13 protein-coding genes are annotated in these 16,871 nt (G+C 35.4%); 6 read left to right on the forward strand and 7 right to left on the reverse strand.

Going from position 1 to position 16,871, the window contains the following annotated elements; translation table 11 throughout:
• Positions 1-83: 83 nt before the first annotated feature.
• The gene (locus C0Z22_RS14765; RefSeq protein WP_103219141.1) at positions 84-998 is read right to left on the reverse strand and encodes a hypothetical protein; all 915 of its coding nucleotides are present in this window, start codon (positions 996-998) and stop codon (positions 84-86) included.
• Positions 988-1,923, reverse strand: coding sequence for a hypothetical protein (locus C0Z22_RS14770; protein WP_103219142.1), 936 nt, complete (start codon positions 1,921-1,923; stop codon positions 988-990). Before C0Z22_RS14770 ends, C0Z22_RS14765 begins: the two co-directional genes overlap by 11 nt.
• A gap of 63 nt (positions 1,924-1,986) precedes the next feature.
• On the opposite strand from C0Z22_RS14770, the gene C0Z22_RS14775 reads away from it, so the two are divergent.
• Entirely contained in the window at positions 1,987-3,024 is a 1,038-nt protein-coding gene (locus tag C0Z22_RS14775; protein WP_158246947.1) for a DUF3419 family protein, read from the forward strand.
• 26 nt (positions 3,025-3,050) lie between these two features.
• Here C0Z22_RS14775 and C0Z22_RS14780 read toward each other — a convergent pair whose 3' ends face one another.
• Positions 3,051-5,726, reverse strand: a complete 2,676-nt coding sequence (locus C0Z22_RS14780; RefSeq protein WP_103219144.1) for a PEP/pyruvate-binding domain-containing protein — start codon at positions 5,724-5,726, stop codon at positions 3,051-3,053.
• 48 nt (positions 5,727-5,774) lie between these two features.
• Here C0Z22_RS14780 and C0Z22_RS14785 point away from each other — a divergent pair, with 48 nt between their 5' ends.
• Positions 5,775-7,343, forward strand: a complete 1,569-nt coding sequence (locus C0Z22_RS14785; RefSeq protein WP_103219145.1) for an AMP-binding protein — start codon at positions 5,775-5,777, stop codon at positions 7,341-7,343.
• 31 nt (positions 7,344-7,374) lie between these two features.
• On the opposite strand, the gene C0Z22_RS14790 is transcribed toward C0Z22_RS14785, so the two are convergent.
• Both C0Z22_RS14790 and C0Z22_RS14795 read right to left on the reverse strand, forming a co-directional pair.
• Positions 7,375-8,196, reverse strand: coding sequence for a phosphatase domain-containing protein (locus C0Z22_RS14790; RefSeq protein WP_103219146.1), 822 nt, complete (start codon positions 8,194-8,196; stop codon positions 7,375-7,377).
• Between the two features lie 58 nt (positions 8,197-8,254).
• A complete protein-coding gene (locus C0Z22_RS14795) occupies positions 8,255-8,740 on the reverse strand; it encodes a hypothetical protein (RefSeq protein WP_103219147.1) in 486 nt (161 codons plus the stop codon).
• A gap of 147 nt (positions 8,741-8,887) precedes the next feature.
• Between C0Z22_RS14795 and C0Z22_RS14800 the strand changes: the two genes are divergently transcribed.
• The 4 genes from C0Z22_RS14800 to C0Z22_RS14815 all read left to right on the forward strand — a co-directional run bounded on the left by C0Z22_RS14800 (position 8,888) and on the right by C0Z22_RS14815 (position 13,763).
• Positions 8,888-9,979, forward strand: coding sequence for a cysteine desulfurase family protein (locus C0Z22_RS14800; protein ID WP_103219148.1), 1,092 nt, complete (start codon positions 8,888-8,890; stop codon positions 9,977-9,979).
• Between the two features lie 11 nt (positions 9,980-9,990).
• Positions 9,991-11,178 carry a tRNA uracil 4-sulfurtransferase ThiI gene (gene thiI / locus C0Z22_RS14805; RefSeq protein WP_103219149.1) on the forward strand — a complete coding sequence of 396 codons (1,188 nt, stop codon included), beginning with the start codon at positions 9,991-9,993 and terminating at the stop codon, positions 11,176-11,178.
• A 125-nt stretch (positions 11,179-11,303) separates the two neighbouring features.
• A complete protein-coding gene (locus C0Z22_RS14810) occupies positions 11,304-13,505 on the forward strand; it encodes a carboxy terminal-processing peptidase (protein WP_103219150.1) in 2,202 nt (733 codons plus the stop codon).
• 12 nt (positions 13,506-13,517) lie between these two features.
• Complete coding sequence (locus tag C0Z22_RS14815; protein WP_103219151.1) at positions 13,518-13,763, forward strand: hypothetical protein; 246 nt, start codon at positions 13,518-13,520, stop codon at positions 13,761-13,763.
• A gap of 262 nt (positions 13,764-14,025) precedes the next feature.
• On the opposite strand, the gene C0Z22_RS14820 is transcribed toward C0Z22_RS14815, so the two are convergent.
• Both C0Z22_RS14820 and C0Z22_RS14825 read right to left on the reverse strand, forming a co-directional pair.
• Positions 14,026-15,123: a type IV pilus twitching motility protein PilT gene (locus C0Z22_RS14820; RefSeq protein ID WP_103219152.1), complete on the reverse strand. Its 1,098-nt coding sequence runs from the start codon at positions 15,121-15,123 to the stop codon at positions 14,026-14,028.
• A gap of 100 nt (positions 15,124-15,223) precedes the next feature.
• Positions 15,224-16,867, reverse strand: a complete 1,644-nt coding sequence (locus tag C0Z22_RS14825) for a hypothetical protein (RefSeq protein ID WP_103219153.1) — start codon at positions 16,865-16,867, stop codon at positions 15,224-15,226.
• Between the last annotated feature and the right edge of the window lie 4 nt (positions 16,868-16,871).

A 16,871-nucleotide genomic window follows, 5' to 3' on the forward strand; every position in this document is an offset into this window, starting at 1 on the left:
GATGAACGAGAACGTTTGATTGAAAATTGTACTATGGCCGTCTACACAGTAGACGGCAGTTTTGTATCAGTAAAATCAATGAGTTAGAGGGCGAAAAGTTGATAGTAGCGAGTTTTCTGCGAAATATCTTTCGCAAATAGTGAGGGAAGGTTCCCGTCTCGCATCAAGCATAGATAAGCTTGCTCATAATGAGATCTTACTTGGGGGATAATTTCCTTAAGTAGGTAAATGAAGCTTAGCCCCATGTAACGATGATCTGGATGGACTCCCATAGTCTTAATTAAGAGCCTCTTTATATTTGTTGCTGTGGGATCCACAAAATTTAGGATGATCCCAATAATTGAATTGTCTGCTTTTGAAATTAGAGCACGTGAGGTATGAGGACAAATAAGGCCAGCCGCTTGTTGGCCATACTTAAGTTTGAATGTTTCAAATGAAATTGGTGAGTAGGCGATATTCTCTCCAAAAACTTGGTCAGCACTTTGGTAAAATCGTTCAAGGTTATCAAGCCAAAATTGTCCATCAATTACTTTAAGGTCATAATTTTCAGTCATTGGTGAATCATCAATTTCATCAAATTGCTCAGACCATTTTAAGAGCTTATCAAAATCATTAATTTCATAAGTTACATAACTCTCAAAGATCTCACCATGAGAATTCAATAATTCGTACAACTCTTTGTCGTAAGGGGGCTCCATTAAGTGATGAGGTAGATCTTCATTCTGTTTTAAGCGGTAGCTATTATATGTAGAAAGATTTAATGGCCCAACCATCTTTTCGCTTCCATACTTTTCACGATAATCTTTGGCGGCCGCAATAAAGCTTTGTGATAGCTTCCCATTACAAAAACCAAAGTACGCTTGCTTACCAATAAGAAAGAAAATTGCTGAAGCATCGCCATCAACAAATTGTTCAATACTTGAGATTGCTTCGTTATCTTTAAAAAGTAGGAACTCTTGTTTTTGCTCTTGGGTAAGTCGGTCTAAATTAATTTGCATAAACACCTACAATAAGAGCGATATAAAGTAGGAGAGCGAAGAGTCCGAATGACTTTTCATTCTTCTTACGTCCTTCAAGACTTGGTTTTTTTAAATATTTAAAAAGTGTCGATTGAGCAGCTGCAAAACCTGCGATACCCATTGCTGCTAGAATTGATCGTAGATTCGGCATTAGTGGGATGAGATAAAGAAAACATCCAAGAGTTATCATATTCATTAATGTGATAATGAGAACGCTTCCACCTGTGCCATAAATCTTTGTATATGAATCAAGTGTTTCAGTCTCTTCTTCAGGGCCACGAGTCTTTCTTGTAAATTCATATGAGAAACCTGATGCAAAAGACATGGCAAGAATAAGATAAACATAGAATTCAAATGTAGGAACTTGCCATTTTGCCGACATAATCCAAATAATAATAAGAGGAGAAACGAGCATGTGGCTAATTGAATAAAGCGTTAAGCGCTTTTCTAGCCATGTACCAATAAAGAACTCCTTGGCCATAAGTATGGACCACAGATAAACAGCGCCGTAGCAAATAAGCGTTAAATAATTATTTGAAATTAAAGCAGAATAAATTAATCCAATAATAGTAAAAACTGCAGCAATAATATCTAGGTGCCAAAGTTTAATGAGGCCTCTTTGAAGCGCACGCTCTGGGTGATTAATACAGTCAACTTTGAAATCTTTATGTTCATCAAATACTCTTAAGACAAAGTAGTGTCCGACTACAGCAACTGCCCCTAGGATATCTAATGGTGTAAAATCTAATGCTTTATCTTGTAAGAATAGAGCAAGGCGACTCATGACAAAGAAAGTTATTAGACCGGAGATGACATTGGCCATTGGGAAGCGCTCGTTTGACCAAGCTAAATATCTCTTAATAAATGAATCTTCTATTGTAATATGACTTATATCTTTGCTCATACATCCTCATCTGAATTTATTTTCTTTGTACCATTATATAATGAAAACAACTATAATTGTGACATGGCAAAATATTTTACTGACAAATTAAATTACTCACTAGCAAATGAAGATATTGAGATGGAGTCAAAAGTTTGTGAAAAACTTTCTCCTAAAAAAATTGGCTCTATTTGTGGTGCAGGACCAAGAGGGTTATACCTTATTACAAATACTGACTCAAAGTTAGACCTCTTTGATGTATCGGGCCTTCAGATTGAATGGGCAAGAGCGTATGAGAAGGCGATTCTTGCACTTGAAGAAGTGGATTATTTAAGAGCATACCATGATGATTCCGCGATTTTAAAAACAGTTGGTGCTAATGTTGGACTTAATGATTATTTTGAGGCCAATGAAATTGCGGCACTTGCCGGATCATGGGAAAAAACATTTATTACCTTTTCAAAGCTTTGTCGTAAAATTTTAGGACATCGTATTATTGAGGCCCTTAGAAATTGTAAAACAATTCAAGAGCAATTGAATATAATGGATACAGTAAGCTTTAAGGTTAAGTGGACAGTTGTTTTATCAATTGTTGGAAACAAGGCCTTAATGAACTCTCTCTTGTATCGAGGTGACTTCATTAGAAAGAATATCCCAGAAAGTTATGTGAAATTTTATCGAAACCGATTTGCTCGTTTATTTAAAAACAATCTTATTAAAGATAATTTTTTCTTAAGCCTGTGCTTTTTTGGTGAAGTTACTTTGACAAATACACCCCTTCGATGTCGAAATTATTCTAAGCTTAAAGAGTGCATAGAGACAACGCAAGTTAATTATCATATTGGTGATGTGGTTGCGGAGCTTGAAAGTGGTAAGTATCAATTTGATTACTTTTCTTACTCAGATGTTCCTAGTTACTTTGATGATAAACTAGGTAAGGATTTTATTAAGAAGGCAAGGCCATCAATTGCTATTGGTGGAGTTATTTGTGTCCGTTATTATCTACGTGTCCATACGCCGGAACTAGAAGGCTTTGAAGATATCACAGCTGAATTTAAAGATCTTATAAAGAAAGAAAAGGTCGGAGTTTACGACATAAGATTTTATAAAAGAGTTTCATAAAGAAAAGGCCTCTAATGAGGCCTTTATTATTCTTGGTTTTCTTGTAATAAGTTGATTAGACCTTTTTCACAGTCCATTTCAATCTCTTGTCCATTTTCTACAATTTTTGTAATTCCTGGAACTCCGACGATTGTAGGAATCTTAAGTTCTCTAGCAATAACTGCTGAGTGAGAAAGTGTCGATCCCTTTTCTACAAGTAGTCCTTTGATTGACGGAAATAATGGTGCCCATCCTGGATCAGTTCTTACTGTACATAGAATCTTGTCATTAACATCAATTCCATCATCCGGCTTAAAGAGTAGGGCAACCTCTCCTGTGATGTGACCTGGGTAACATCCTATACCTTTTAATGCACCATCATGATCAAGATTTGTATTGCCTTCATAGATAAATTTATTTCCTGCGTGAACGAAGCCAAATGTCTTAAAGTGATGACCAGGTTCCTCATCTTCATATGAATCGTACTCAGACTTTCTTAAGCTTATTAGTTCTTTTAGATTTGTCTGAACAATACGCCCATCTTTTAGTTCTTCAATTTCACTAAGAGTTAAAAAGAAAATATCATCTGGTGTACTGATTAGATTGAAGTTTGCTAATTGATTTCCCATTTCACGGTAAATTTGACGTGAGATACCAAAAGATTTTGTTCTAAGAAGTCTTGTGTTTTCACGATAACGAATGGCCTTTCTAAGTTTTGCCAGATCTTTATAAAAACGTTTTCTTCCAAAAATTGAAAGCTTTTTCTTAACTATTGGCTCAATCTTTTTTTCTTCAGACTCTCTAAGTTCAAGCTCATTTGCAATGAAGCTTTCATAACTTAGGCTTTCTTTAATCACGTAATTTTTTAGAATATTGATGAGAAAGTCTGGGCTTTCTCTCAGTGATAAGCTTTCAAGCTTAAGCTCACCAATTGTGCGATCACCATAGTTTTCGATATAATCTTGGCATAAATCAAAAATGGCCTTTTTGTTGATGTAGAAGAAGTCCATAACTTTTGAATTTTCTAGTTTTAGGAATTGATCCTTAAGATTTTGATCGCATTTCTTAATTTCATCACTTATTTTTAAAAGTTCTTTAGTTGGTTGAGTACTGGCAATATCATGTTCTCCTGATAATAAATTTCCAAGAGTGATATCGGCATTTTCAACACCAAGCTTATCCATCCAGCGATACATCTTTCCATTCATCATCATAACGTAGAAGTCATTTATAAGTGGAGCGTGCCATTTACTCGTGATCTTCTGATCGAGCTCTTCAGTTAGATCATAGAGTTGAGTAAGATTAAGTCTATTGAGTTTGGTGAAATCAATGTCATTATAAACTTTATAAAAATCAGACATAAAGTCGGCAACAACTTTATCTATTTTTGAGAAATACCAAAGAAGACTTCCAAAGGTTTTTATCAGACCTGGTAACATTCTTAATCTCTCACATAAAGGTAGGTCTTTATCTTCAATAAAGTCGACAGGGTCTGTAATCCCCATCATTTTCTCCATATCTCCTTTAGATTGTTTAAAGGACGGAAGCAAAAGGAGCCCTTTATACCAAGATTGAATATTGTAGAATACTCGACCTTCAATAAGAGCGATCATATTCTTATGTCTTTTTTCGTGCTTTTTTAACTCTTCTTCACTTAGCCCAGTTAAGCCTAGTAGTTGATGATAGACCTTATAGTACATCTTTGAGGCATAAGAGAAAGTTAGGGGCGTTGTAACTCCATTGAATGACTCTTGGATATTTGAGTTATCAAAAACATTGGCGAAGTCTTCACGCTTATCCATTGGAAGAGATGTGATATCTCGTGTCTGGACAATATAGATATTTCCATTTTGAAAACAAAATTCTATATCTTGAGGCTTCTTCTTTAATGCAAGAATATTTAGGGCAAGTTTATTTAACTCAATGATTTCTGCGTGAGTTAAGACACTTGAATTGATATCATTTCCTGTAACTTCAACTTTCTTTGTTGTTTTGTTTTCGTAGTCAGCAATTATCTTAAAGTCTTTTTCTCTAATTTCATCTCTAATGATACCAAGGTCATTGATTGTGTATTCATCAGTATTGCATTCACCACTTACAACACCTTCTCCTTGACCGTAGTTTGCTGAAATAAGCATCTCGTCTCTGTATCCATTAATTGGATTGGCCGTAAAGAGAACACCTGACTTCTCAGGATCAATCATTTCTTGAATGATGACGGCCATTTTAGGTGTCGATTGATGGATTTGATTTTTAAAGCGATATGTAAGGGCCGTTAGAGAGAAGTTGCTTTTAAAACAATTTCTAATGGCATCTTCTATTTTATCTTTTCCTTGAACATAGAGAAAAGACTCTAATTGTCCAGCGAAAGAGAAGTGACTACCATCCTCATCAGCAGCTGAGCTTCTAATAGCATAGTGAATATTAGGATTAATTCTCTCCATAACTTCATCAATAATGGAAATTTCACACTTATCAATTTCAGCATGAATTTTTGCGATTAGTTCTTTTAAATCATCAATAAATTGAAGTTGTGTGTAGCTTACAATGAGTTGCTTTAATACCTCATTTTGGTCAACTAATGTTTGAAAGTAATCACTAGTGATACAAAACCAATCTGGTGTATTAACACGACACTTTTCAAGCTTAGCAAGGTTATAGGCCTTACCACCAACTTGTGTTTTTGTTGTAAGAAGAGAATCAAATTTACTTAATAGATACATTTACTACCTAACATTACAAATTATATTATTTTCATTTAATATTATCATATGAAAAAAATTGAAGATATAAGGCAAGAACTGGGTTACGAAGGTATACCGATAAATGGATGTCACTACCTGGATTCTCACTTTCGAAATAATTTAGAAAAGCGATGCTTGATCTATCAAAATAAAGATCAGAACTATGGCGAGTTTATGTCTCAGGTTGGGGCATGGATAAAGACATTATCTGATGCTGGAATAAAGAAAGGGGATCGAGTTATCGTACTCATTCCATTGCGACTGGAGCTTTATCAGATAATGGTGGCATTGTTCTATATGGGATCAGTTGTCGTCTCAATTGATTCTACTATGCCAAAGGATAAACTTAAGCAGGCCATTGAAGATGCAAATGCTCAAGGGATCATCTCAGTTAAAGAGCTTTTAAAATGGACGCCTTTAATTCCTGCTCTGTGGAAAATGAAGCGCTTTACGTTTGATCAAAATTGTCTTTTTACTAAAACTTTAACAAGTATTAGAGCGCAAGATAATCTTAATTTCTCGCAAACACCAATTGAGCAAGATGCTCAGACACTTATTTCTTTTACAACTGGCTCTACTGGAAGACCTAAGGCTGCAAATCGAAGTCTTGATATCTTTTTATCACAAAAGATTGTCTCAGAATATTTTTGGCTACATAAAGAAGATGAAGTTGATATGCCATTTTTCCCAACTCTTGTTCTACAAAACTTGGGCCTTGGAATCACCACAATTTTCCCAGATATCGACTATCGTAAATTAGCTGAGTTTGATGCTTCAAGGGTTATTGCGCAAATGAATCAATATGGTGTCACACGATTTAGTGCTAATCCAATGATTATCAAAAGACTTGCTGATTACCTTGCATCAAATGATATCAAAATTCCATCGTTAAGAAGTATTATTATTGGTGGTGCTGAAATATCGACAAAGCATGCAAGTTTTGTGAAGGAACAATTCGATAGGGCCTGTTCGTTGGTTGAGATTCATATTATCTATGGCTCTACTGAAGTTGAGCCCATTAGTTTTGTTCCAATTGAAGAGTATATTTCAAATAAGAAAGTTGGACTTAAGTTGGGGCATATCATTGAAGTTTTAGATACTAAGATTGATAAGGTCGCTAATGGTTTTGATTTTCAGGAAGGAGTCGTTTGGGGAGAAATCTATCTAAGTGGACCTCATGTTATTAAAGAGTATATTGATAATCATCCAGCCAATAAAACGACTAAGAGATGGGATGAACAGGGAAGACTTTGGCACCTCACTGGTGATGTTGGATATGTGAGTGGGGGACAGATTTATCTTCTTGGGCGACTCAAAGATTGTTTAAAGGTTAATGGCAAGCTCGTTCCAACATTTCACTATGAGAATGAATTGGCCCGTATTGATGGTGTTCAAAGAGCAGCTCTAGTTCAAGTCAATGATACGATATTGTGTCTCGTTGAGGGTGAAGTTAAGATAAAAGAACATATTAGTGAAATCTTAAATGATTGGAATCTTGGTGAAGCGCTTGTTGAATTTGGCCGAGTTCCTGTTGATTCAAGGCATTTTTCTCGAGTTGACCGAAATGCCATAAGAGAAAGTATCCAGCACAAGTAGATTGTGCTGGATTGATATCTAAAATCTTATACTAGTTATCGTAATTTCGACAAAGAATTGAGATCTTCTTTGTCAGTTCTTTAGGTAGTGTTGAAAATAGGCTTGATCCGCTATTTACTTCGTGTCCATAACATCTTTGCCAGTGAGGAGTATAAAGTTGTCCTTTATCTCTTAAAAGGTACTCTTCCATATAATTTTGAAGATGCTTATCTAAGAGCTCTTTCGAATCAGATCTTTCTAAAACTTTTCTCTGATAAAGAGTATCTGCGATTTCAAATGGTGTAACAAAACTTGCTTGACCTTTGTATAGTTCATTTGATTCATCAAAGTTGTAGGCAGCACGTATAAAAGTATGAAACTTAATTCCTGGATAAGTCTGTTTGATACCATTATAGAAAGAGTTATCGTGTTCTCCGTTATCACCAACTAGGATAACTGTATCAGGTCTATTCTCAGCGATTAGCTCTTGAAGTCTTTGCGCTTTAAATACCTTGCTCGATACTTTAAAAGGTCTAATTTCCAAGCTTCCCTCTGGGAAGTTTCCGTTTTTAAGGAGTTCATTGTGCGACCATGCCATCACTTCCTCTGGCGCATTTGTTAGATAAAAAACATCTGCATCAAGGCGATTCTTTATGATGTGATAAAGGTCGGCCATGCCAAGGAAAATATTATTTGTGCGGTAGGCGTTTGAAACGGCATCGACTTTTGATCTGATATGGCCAACTTTAATTGTGTCGTCGATATCTGAAATTAGAATCGTCTTCCCACTATCTTTAGTAAAAGCTAGTGTTGCCGAAGCTAAGAGGTTTAACATTAATACTAGGATTACTGATTTCATCTTTCTTGTTTTCATGAAGAAATCATATTGAATGAATTCACTAATTTCACCATGTATCGCGTTAGTATGAACATTATACAGAGATTTCGTTAAAGTTTTCCATCCAAGTACTGAATTGTTGGCATTTTTGGACTTCTTTGGCCTTTAATAAGTAGAGATTCTTATGAGATCTGAATGTGAGAATACTACCATTCACTTTTAGCTCTTTTAGCTTTTCAATCTCTTTATAGTGCTCAATATTTCGATAATCACAAGTGCTGATTGTTTCGGCTTCAATTTTTTCTTTTTGAGTCACTTCTTCGTGTAGTTTATTTAAGAGATTTAATTGTTCTTGGGAGAGTTCGTGCTTAATCTGTGCTAATCTTTCTAGATAATCTTTTGATTCGTTAAGACTTCTGGCCGCAAGATGGCCCAGTCCTTTCTTTGAAAAGTTATTAAACTCTTCAATTTTCACTTGAGAGCGAAAGAGGTAGTCATTGGCCTTAGGTCCAACTGCATGAACCGTATTTGAAAGCCAGTAGACTCCGATTAATATAAAGATAAAGTATCTTAGTTTCATATGTATTTTATAAAGCAAGAAAAGTGCCAAGAAATAGGGCAGTTTTATACGAGCTTTCAGTAACTTGGAGTGTTTAGTATATGGACAGTGTCTAAAAATATCGTTATTTAAGGTACTTACTGTTTAAAACATGGTATAAGGCAAATTATGTACTATTTTGATCACGCTGCCTCAACTAAGCTCTATCCTGAAGTTATTGAAGTTTTATCGCAAAGCTTCGAACTGGACTATCCAAATCCTGCTGCTAAGCATTTAGCAGGAAAGGAATGTGCTAAGAAAATTGAGGATGCTAGAAGTAATATCTTAAAACTTATTCAGGCCAAAAACTATGGCCTAATCTTCACTTCTTCTGCAACTGAAGCAAATAATCAGGTGATTCGCTCGATTGAGGAGGGGATTATTTTTTTTAGTGGAGATCATCCTTCTGTCACTAAAGTCATTGATAATGGACAAGGTTATAAAAGCATTGATGAAATTGTCGATGGCGTAACAAGTGAAACACAACTTGTATGTATCAGCCTTGTTAACTCACAATCTGGACAATACTTTGAAGTTGAAAAAATAGCGCAAGCTGTGAAGGCCAAGAATAGAAAGTGTCTCGTTCATGTGGATGCGACACAAGGCTTTGGTAAAGTTCCTTTCACACTCAAAGACTCTGAAATTGATTATGTCACTTTTGGTGCTCATAAAATGGGAGGTCCAAGAGGAATTGGCGGTCTTATTTTTAAAGAAAGTAAGGTTCAATTTCTTAAACGCTACCTAAGAGGTGGCGCACATGAAAAAGGCCTAAGAGCATCGACACCTCCTACTTCTCTTGTTGTAGCTCTTGAGAGAGCATGTGAATTGGCCTTTAAGGATTTAGAGAGTTCATTTGAAAAAGCAGAAGTTCTTAAAGAAGTAATTAAAAAAGGGCTATGTGCTCTACATAAAAATATAAGTTATCCATTTGAGGATCGAAATACTTCACCATTTATTCTATGTGTTCTCTTTGAGGGAATTGCTAGTGATATCATCATGAGACACCTTGAAACCAAGGGAATCATGATCTCTTCATCTACAGCTTGTTCATCAAAGATTAAGGGATTAAACCCTCTCTTTGCAGGACTTGGGATTGAAGAGAAGTTTCATAAAAATATTCTTAGGATATCGATTGGTAAGTCAACAACACAAGAAGAGGTGGAAGGCCTTTTAAAAGGTTTTGGCGAAGTTATTGAAGAAATTGGTTTTTTAATTAAATAGGAATAATAAAGATGTATAAAAGTTTAATTTTAACAGTTGATGAATTATGGCTTAAGGGTAAGAACAGAAAGAGCTACTATAAGAAACTTCAGACAAATCTAAGTCGAATATTTAGTAAGTATCATCACACATCTTGGAAGCTAAAAAATAATCAACAGCGACTAGTGGCCGAAAGTGAAGAAGAGTTTAGTGAAGAGCTAATCCATAGATTAACTTCTGTTGCTGGCCTAAGCTCTGTTACTCCGATGCGAGCGTGTCCATTAGATCTTGATTATGTTTGTGATCTTGCCGTAAAAGAATTAAGTCAATTATCAAATATTAAGACTTTTAAAGTTCAAACAAAAAGAGCTCTTAAACAATTTCCAAAAAATAGTGATGAAATTAACCGCTATATTGCAACTGCAATCTTAAAAAATACGGAACTTAAAGTTGATGTAAAAAATCCTGATCTCATGGTTGATGTAAAAGTCATGAATGAAGAGATCTATCTATCTTGGGAAAAAATTCCATGTATTGGTGGTCTACCTGTTGGGACAAGCGGACATGCTATTACTCTTTTATCTGGTGGGATTGATTCACCTGTTGCTAGTTATTTAATGGCAAGAAGAGGCGTGAGACAATCTTTTGCTTTCTTTTATGCCTATCCATATGTTGGAGAGGAAGTAAAAGAGAAGATTTTAGAGCTTGGAAAAATTCTTTCTAAGTTTCAGGATAGCTTTAAATTATATGTTCTTCCTTATGGAGATATTCAAAACTATATTGCAAAAAATTGTAAGGAAGATTACAGAACATTATTTTTTAGAAAATATATGATGGATACTTCTGCGTATCTTGCAAGAAGAGCAAAGGCGAGTGCCCTAATTATGGGAGATGCCCTTTCACAAGTTTCAAGTCAGACTCTTCAGAATATGAGTGTACTTGATCGTTCTTGTCCGATGCTTGTGATGAGGCCACTTATTGGGATGAATAAGCTGGACATCATTACAGAGGCCAAAAAGATTGATACATTTGAAACATCTATTATTCCACATGATGACGCTTGTTCAATGTTTGCACCGAAACATCCAGTAATTAAGGCAGAAATAAAGTACTTTATGGAGTTTTGCGAAGAGCATGATTTATCAGAGTTAATTAAAGAATGCGTTAATAATGCTGAAGTATATCAGTATGATATTCAAGGTAACTTTGAAAAAAAATGAGCGGAATGAGATTTTATTGTGCATTGCAAGTAATTTCTTCCTGAATAATTAATCTTTGATTAATACTGAAGAGGCTTTAAAATATAATTTAGGAACTACCTAATATTATTAGAATTGGAGCTTCAATGCACAAGAAATTTCGAAAGTCGTTGGGACTATTTTTAGGTCTCATTCTTTTATCAACGCCATTTGTTTTAAGAGCGGAAAATGGTTTATTTAGTATTAATAAAGATCAAGTTTTAGGGAACTTATTAATCGATGTTCTCGAAAAACTTCATTATAAAAAATTAAAAGTTAATGATGATCTTTCTAAAAATGCTTTCAAAGAATTTGTTCAAAAAGTCGATTACTCAAAGCAATTTCTATATGATTCGGATGTTAAAGAACTTAAGAAGTATGAGTCTTTAATGGATGATGAGATGAGATCAGGAAACTACAAGCTTGTTCTTGATGCCATGAAAATTAAAAAGCAAAGAATTGAAGAAGCAGATGCTTTAAGAAAGAAAATGTTTAAAGGTAAGTTTAACTTTCATGGAAATGAAGTTGTTGAGCTAGACCCAGAAAAGAGACATTTTGCAAAAGATAAGAGTGAGTTTGAAAAGAACTGGCGCCTTACTTACAAGCAATCAGTAATGGCCCGTTATATCTCGATTAAAGAAGACCAAGAAGACCTCAAGAATCCTAAGAAGAATGCTAAAAAGACTGCTAAGAATAAAAAGAATGGAAAGAAGAAGCTTGAGTCTGAAAAAATTCTAACTGAAAAAGAAATCGTAGCTAAGGCCCACGAAGCTATCGACAAGAAATATCGCCTTTATTTCGAAAGACTTTTAAAAGACACAAGAGATGACTATATGGAGCTTTTCTATAACTCTGTTGGTGCTGTATTTGATCCGCACACAGCGTACCTTGCTCCAAAGAGAAAAGAAGATTTTGATATCGATATGTCAGGGCAACTTGAAGGTATCGGTGCTGTCTTATCTGAAGATGAAGGTTATATCAAAGTTGTTGAAATCGTTCCAGGTGGAGCTGCATGGAGACAAAAGGAACTTGAAGTTGATGATTTAATTCTTGCTGTAAGTGAAGGTGACTCAGAGAAGGAGCCGGTTGATCTTGTTGGGATGAGAGTTGATGATGCCGTTAGATACATTCGTGGTAAGAAAGGAACAGTTGTTAAGCTTCATGTTAAGAAGGCCGATGGCTCACGTAAGTCAATTGGTATCACAAGAGATGTTGTTAAGATGGGGGCCTCTTTTGCCAAGTCTTCAGTTCTTGAACTTAAAGGTGTGAAAGGTAAGTTTGGATATATTAATGTTCCGAAATTCTACCGTGAATTTAATGGAACTATTAATTGTACTGATGATGTAAGAGCTGAACTAAAAAGATTAAAGAAACAAAAAGTTAATGGTGTCATCCTTGACCTTAGAAATAATGGTGGTGGGGCCCTGACTGATGCACAACTTATGTCAGGTCTATTTATTAAGGAAGGGCCAATTGTTCAAACTAGAAACTATATGAATCAAGTTGAAACTCTTGCAGATGAAGATCCAAGTATTGAATATGGTGGCCCACTAATTGTTATGGTTAACCGTTATTCAGCTTCTGCATCAGAGATTCTAGCGGCAGCAATGCAAGACTATAAGAGAGCTGTAATTGTTGGTGGTGCAGTTACTCACGGTAAAGGGACTGTTCAGGTTGTCTATAGCCTTGATCAAGGTCTAAATAAAATGATTGGTGAAGAGTTTGGAGCATTAAAACTTACGATCCAAAAATTCTACAGAATAAATGGAGTATCAACACAGTATAAAGGTGTAACACCTGATATTGTAATTCCAGATCCAATGTCATATGCTGAAAACCGTGAAAAGGATTTAACTTACTCACTTAAGTGGGATGAAATTAAGCCAAAGAAATATCAGAAGTGGGCAGGTATGTCTTATGATATGAAAAAGCTTATTAGTGAGTCTCAAAAACGTGTTCAAAAAGATGAGCGCATGCAAAAGATTGAAGAGAGCGTTGCTTACCTTAAGAAGAGACGTAAAGAGACTGAGCTTAAGCTTAATATTGACTCTTGGATGAAAGAAGAAGAGGCAAATAAGAAGAAGCTAGAAAGTCTAAAACTAGATCTAGAAAATAAAGATTTAGTTGTTACTCACTTCGAAGAATCACTAAAGTCACATGAGACTGTAAAAGAAGGTGATGAAAAGCAGTGGAAAGAAGACTTTAAACAACGTAAGGAAGAATGGGTATCATCTCTACGTAAGGATGCAGGGCTTGAGGAAGCAATCTATATTATGCGTGATATGATTGCTCAAGAAGCAAAGAAATAATAAGGATAAGAAATGGATTTTAATAAATTAATTGATAATTCAGATATTGATCATGTGATGGCAGTTCTTGAGGAAATGGATGATGAGCAATTATCAGTTGAGCTACTTAGAAAATTTAATGATAGCACTAAGGCCTTAGGAGAGTTGTTAATGAATCACGATCCTAGTTTAGATCATGCACATTGGAAGACTCAATGTGATGATGCAAAAAAGCTGGTTGATAAAGTCGTAAAAGAGATTCTTTCACATCAAAAATAATTTTTTAAGGTAAAAAAGAGTAAAAGTTTTAGATTTTTTTTATATTAAAAATTAACAAAGGCCAAGTCATAAGTACTTGGCCTTTTACTTTTTATTTGCTGAAATTTCTTCCTCTTAATAAAAAGGGAAAAATGGCGAATAATAAATACCATGTAAGTCTTTTCTTACTATCCTCACATCAAGTTAGTCTAATTCGCGTTAGACGGATTGGCCCTGGCCCCCACCAGGGCCTTTTCTATTCTTGAGGTAGCGTTCTTGTTTACTACTTTGTCAGCATTAGTTTTCTCATGAAGTCACTTGCGCTTCGCACTTCCTTAGCAGCATCTTCCTCACTAATATAATTACCTTCAAGAAGATTAAGGATTGCCTGATCAAAACTCTGGCAAGGGATGTCTGCTGAATTTGTTCCACCATTTTCAATAATTGGAATGATGCGATCAAGAGGCTCATCTCCACGAATACATTCTTTAACACCTGGGCCAGTGACCATAATTTCTTGGGCAACTCGTACACCATTAGCAGATTTTTTTGAACGTATCATTCGTTGTGAGATTGTGGCATAAAGGGAGTCGGCCAAACGTTTTCGTGCATCGGCCTGTTCTTCACCTGGAAACATTGAAATGATTCGACTAATTGTCGATATCGCATCTGTCGTATGAATCGTTGCTAGTACCAAATGACCAGTTTCAGATGCCTTTAGAGCAATTTCAATTGATTTTTGATCCCTAAGCTCTCCAAGTAAGATAATATCTGGGTCCTGTCTTAGAGCATATTTTAGAGCATCTTCAAAATTATCGGTATCCACTCCAATTTCTCTTTGGGTGACGCGCGATTTTTTTTGTTCATGGATATATTCAATTGGATCTTCGATTGTAATAATATGTTTTGCACGACGCTCATTAATATAGTTGATCATACTTGCAAGAGTCGTCGACTTACCAGAGCCTGTCGCTCCTGTAACAAGAATTAGTCCACGTTTAGCACGGATAATTTGTTTTAGTGAATCACTTAAGCCTAAGGCCTTATAGCTTGGAATTTCTTTTTTAATGACACGAAAAACAAGGCCATTCTTATTGTTGAATTTAAAGTAATTAAATCTTAGACGACACTTATCTTCAAAGTCAAAAGAGCCATCGAGATCCTTGATTGCCTCAAGCTCTTGCTGTTCCTTATCTCCAACGAGTAGGCGAAGGATATCGTAGATGCTTTCTTGGGTTAGTAATTTATTTGATTTAACGGCGACCATGTCACCACTTATTCTAAAGCAAGGGGTTTCGTCTGCCCTTATATGTATGTCACTCGCATTGTTGTCAATAGCGACATTGATTAGTGACTTGAAATGAGAGTACTCAAATGTCATTAATTACGTCCTTCATCGTATAGCTTCTATAAATCATAGATAGATAGAGACTTGTCGGAAGACCGCGCAAAAAAGTTTAGTATTATGTAATATTAATATCTTACTTCGCGTATTTCTTTCGCATTTCCCATAGAAGATTACTAATATAAGGCCTTCTCGACTCCTTAGTCGTAAGCATTAGAAGCTTTGTGATCTTAAGGTTCTTTGGGTCTGAGTAGAGTAGAATCAGCATCTCTCGAATGAAATTTGTCGAAAGGGTAATGTAATTATCTGTTCCAACCCCAAGCTTAACGCCTTTCTTTTCCCACCATGAAAATGGATGGTCTTTAAAGTCTGGGAAAACTCCTGTGAGCTTAAGGTTTGATGATGGAAGCGCAACAAGTGAAACACTCTTTTGAATAATACGGTTTAGAATATCGTGTTGATAGTGTTCAACTTCACGTGCATTATGAAATTTAGTCTTTAATAGTAAAGTCACTTCATCTGCTTCAAGTGGCTCACCTTTAAAGAGTTTCTTTTTTACTCCAATAGAATTAGATTCCCACTCCATCTCTTCGAGCTCATGTCCTTCTGTTGATTTCTTATCAATCGGTTGATGTTTTGCATTTGCTTCAACTATTCTTTGAAAGAGACGGTGGTAGTAATAGTTAGGATTAATTCCAAGGCTTAGCCCATGTTCAAGTGTATCAATATGCCAAATATTCATAGCATTATCGACAGATTGAATTCCTTTTTTTAAAGTCAACCAAGTCTCTCCATGGTGAGAGCGAATCTTTAATCCACGGTACTGAAGCTTACGTAGTCCACTTTTAAGCTCTTTAAAGTGCGCCTTACGATAAAGGGCCTTCTCATCTCCAACTGTGTCAACTTCTACTAGGTTCTCTTTTAAGTACGGATACTTTTCCAAGATATCTAGTAGGGCATCCACTTGATGCTCAAAGTGTTCTTTCTTAGTCTCAAAGTTAATGTCATCAAAGAAGTTCAATTCTTTTCTAAAAGACGGAGATAGAATAAATTTGAAACTTGGTACTTCTTTTTGAAATTTCTTGAAACCTTCATAAAGTCCTAGAACAACATCTTCTTCAGTAACTTCTCCGATACCAGGGATTTGTTCTGCATCCATATTTGAAGCACGAGATAATGTAAACTTTAGACGAATACTTCCGACGTTATAATTTTCGTACAATTCTTTTGCCATATGATAGGCTGCATCTTGATGGGCCTTTTTAGATGTAAGGATAAGCTTTGCTAAAAAGAGTATTCGAAGGTAAGTTGCAAATTGTTCGCCTTCTTTAAGTCGAATAAGGTTATCGACATCTTCTATACTATTAATTGGGAGAGCATCATCTCCATAAACTTCTGCAATTCTCTTTTCGTAAACTTTTTTATTCTTACCACTTAGAAGTTTCTTTAAACGTGGATAGATAAATTCTGCATTTAAAGATCCTGTTAGGTGGATATGTTCTTCGTAGTATGGAATTGGAAATTTTTGAAAAAAGTTAAAAACTGCATCTGATACAGGGTGATTGAGAAGAGTTTCAATATCAACTTCATCAATTTGAAAAGATGAGAGTAGCTTCATAAATTCAAGAACTGGCTTCTCTAATAATTGATTGTCGCGAATACTAGGTGAGTGCACAAGTAGCTCTAGGGTATCATTTAAAGAGATACCATTTGTTTCGCTTACAATCTTAATTAGCTCACATTCAATATTATTGATAATTTGTTCTTTTCTCTTTTGCATCTTT

This window comes from Halobacteriovorax sp. DA5 (assembly GCF_002903145.1).
Lineage (GTDB): Bacteria > Bdellovibrionota > Bacteriovoracia > Bacteriovoracales > Bacteriovoracaceae > Halobacteriovorax_A.

Bases quoted from the DNA above. Each gene is read 5' to 3' on its own strand.
- C0Z22_RS14765 (WP_103219141.1), bottom strand. From the start codon at position 998: ATGCAAATTAATTTAGACCGACTTACCCAAGAGCAAAAACAAGAGTTC.
- C0Z22_RS14770 (WP_103219142.1), bottom strand. From the start codon at position 1,923: ATGAGCAAAGATATAAGTCATATTACAATAGAAGATTCATTTATTAAG.
- C0Z22_RS14775 (WP_158246947.1), top strand. From the start codon at position 1,987: ATGGCAAAATATTTTACTGACAAATTAAATTACTCACTAGCAAATGAA.
- C0Z22_RS14780 (WP_103219144.1), bottom strand. From the start codon at position 5,726: ATGTATCTATTAAGTAAATTTGATTCTCTTCTTACAACAAAAACACAA.
- C0Z22_RS14785 (WP_103219145.1), top strand. From the start codon at position 5,775: ATGAAAAAAATTGAAGATATAAGGCAAGAACTGGGTTACGAAGGTATA.
- C0Z22_RS14790 (WP_103219146.1), bottom strand. From the start codon at position 8,196: ATGAAAACAAGAAAGATGAAATCAGTAATCCTAGTATTAATGTTAAAC.
- C0Z22_RS14795 (WP_103219147.1), bottom strand. From the start codon at position 8,740: ATGAAACTAAGATACTTTATCTTTATATTAATCGGAGTCTACTGGCTT.
- C0Z22_RS14800 (WP_103219148.1), top strand. From the start codon at position 8,888: ATGTACTATTTTGATCACGCTGCCTCAACTAAGCTCTATCCTGAAGTT.
- thiI (WP_103219149.1), top strand. From the start codon at position 9,991: ATGTATAAAAGTTTAATTTTAACAGTTGATGAATTATGGCTTAAGGGT.
- C0Z22_RS14810 (WP_103219150.1), top strand. From the start codon at position 11,304: ATGCACAAGAAATTTCGAAAGTCGTTGGGACTATTTTTAGGTCTCATT.
- C0Z22_RS14815 (WP_103219151.1), top strand. From the start codon at position 13,518: ATGGATTTTAATAAATTAATTGATAATTCAGATATTGATCATGTGATG.
- C0Z22_RS14820 (WP_103219152.1), bottom strand. From the start codon at position 15,123: ATGACATTTGAGTACTCTCATTTCAAGTCACTAATCAATGTCGCTATT.
- C0Z22_RS14825 (WP_103219153.1), bottom strand. From the start codon at position 16,867: ATGCAAAAGAGAAAAGAACAAATTATCAATAATATTGAATGTGAGCTA.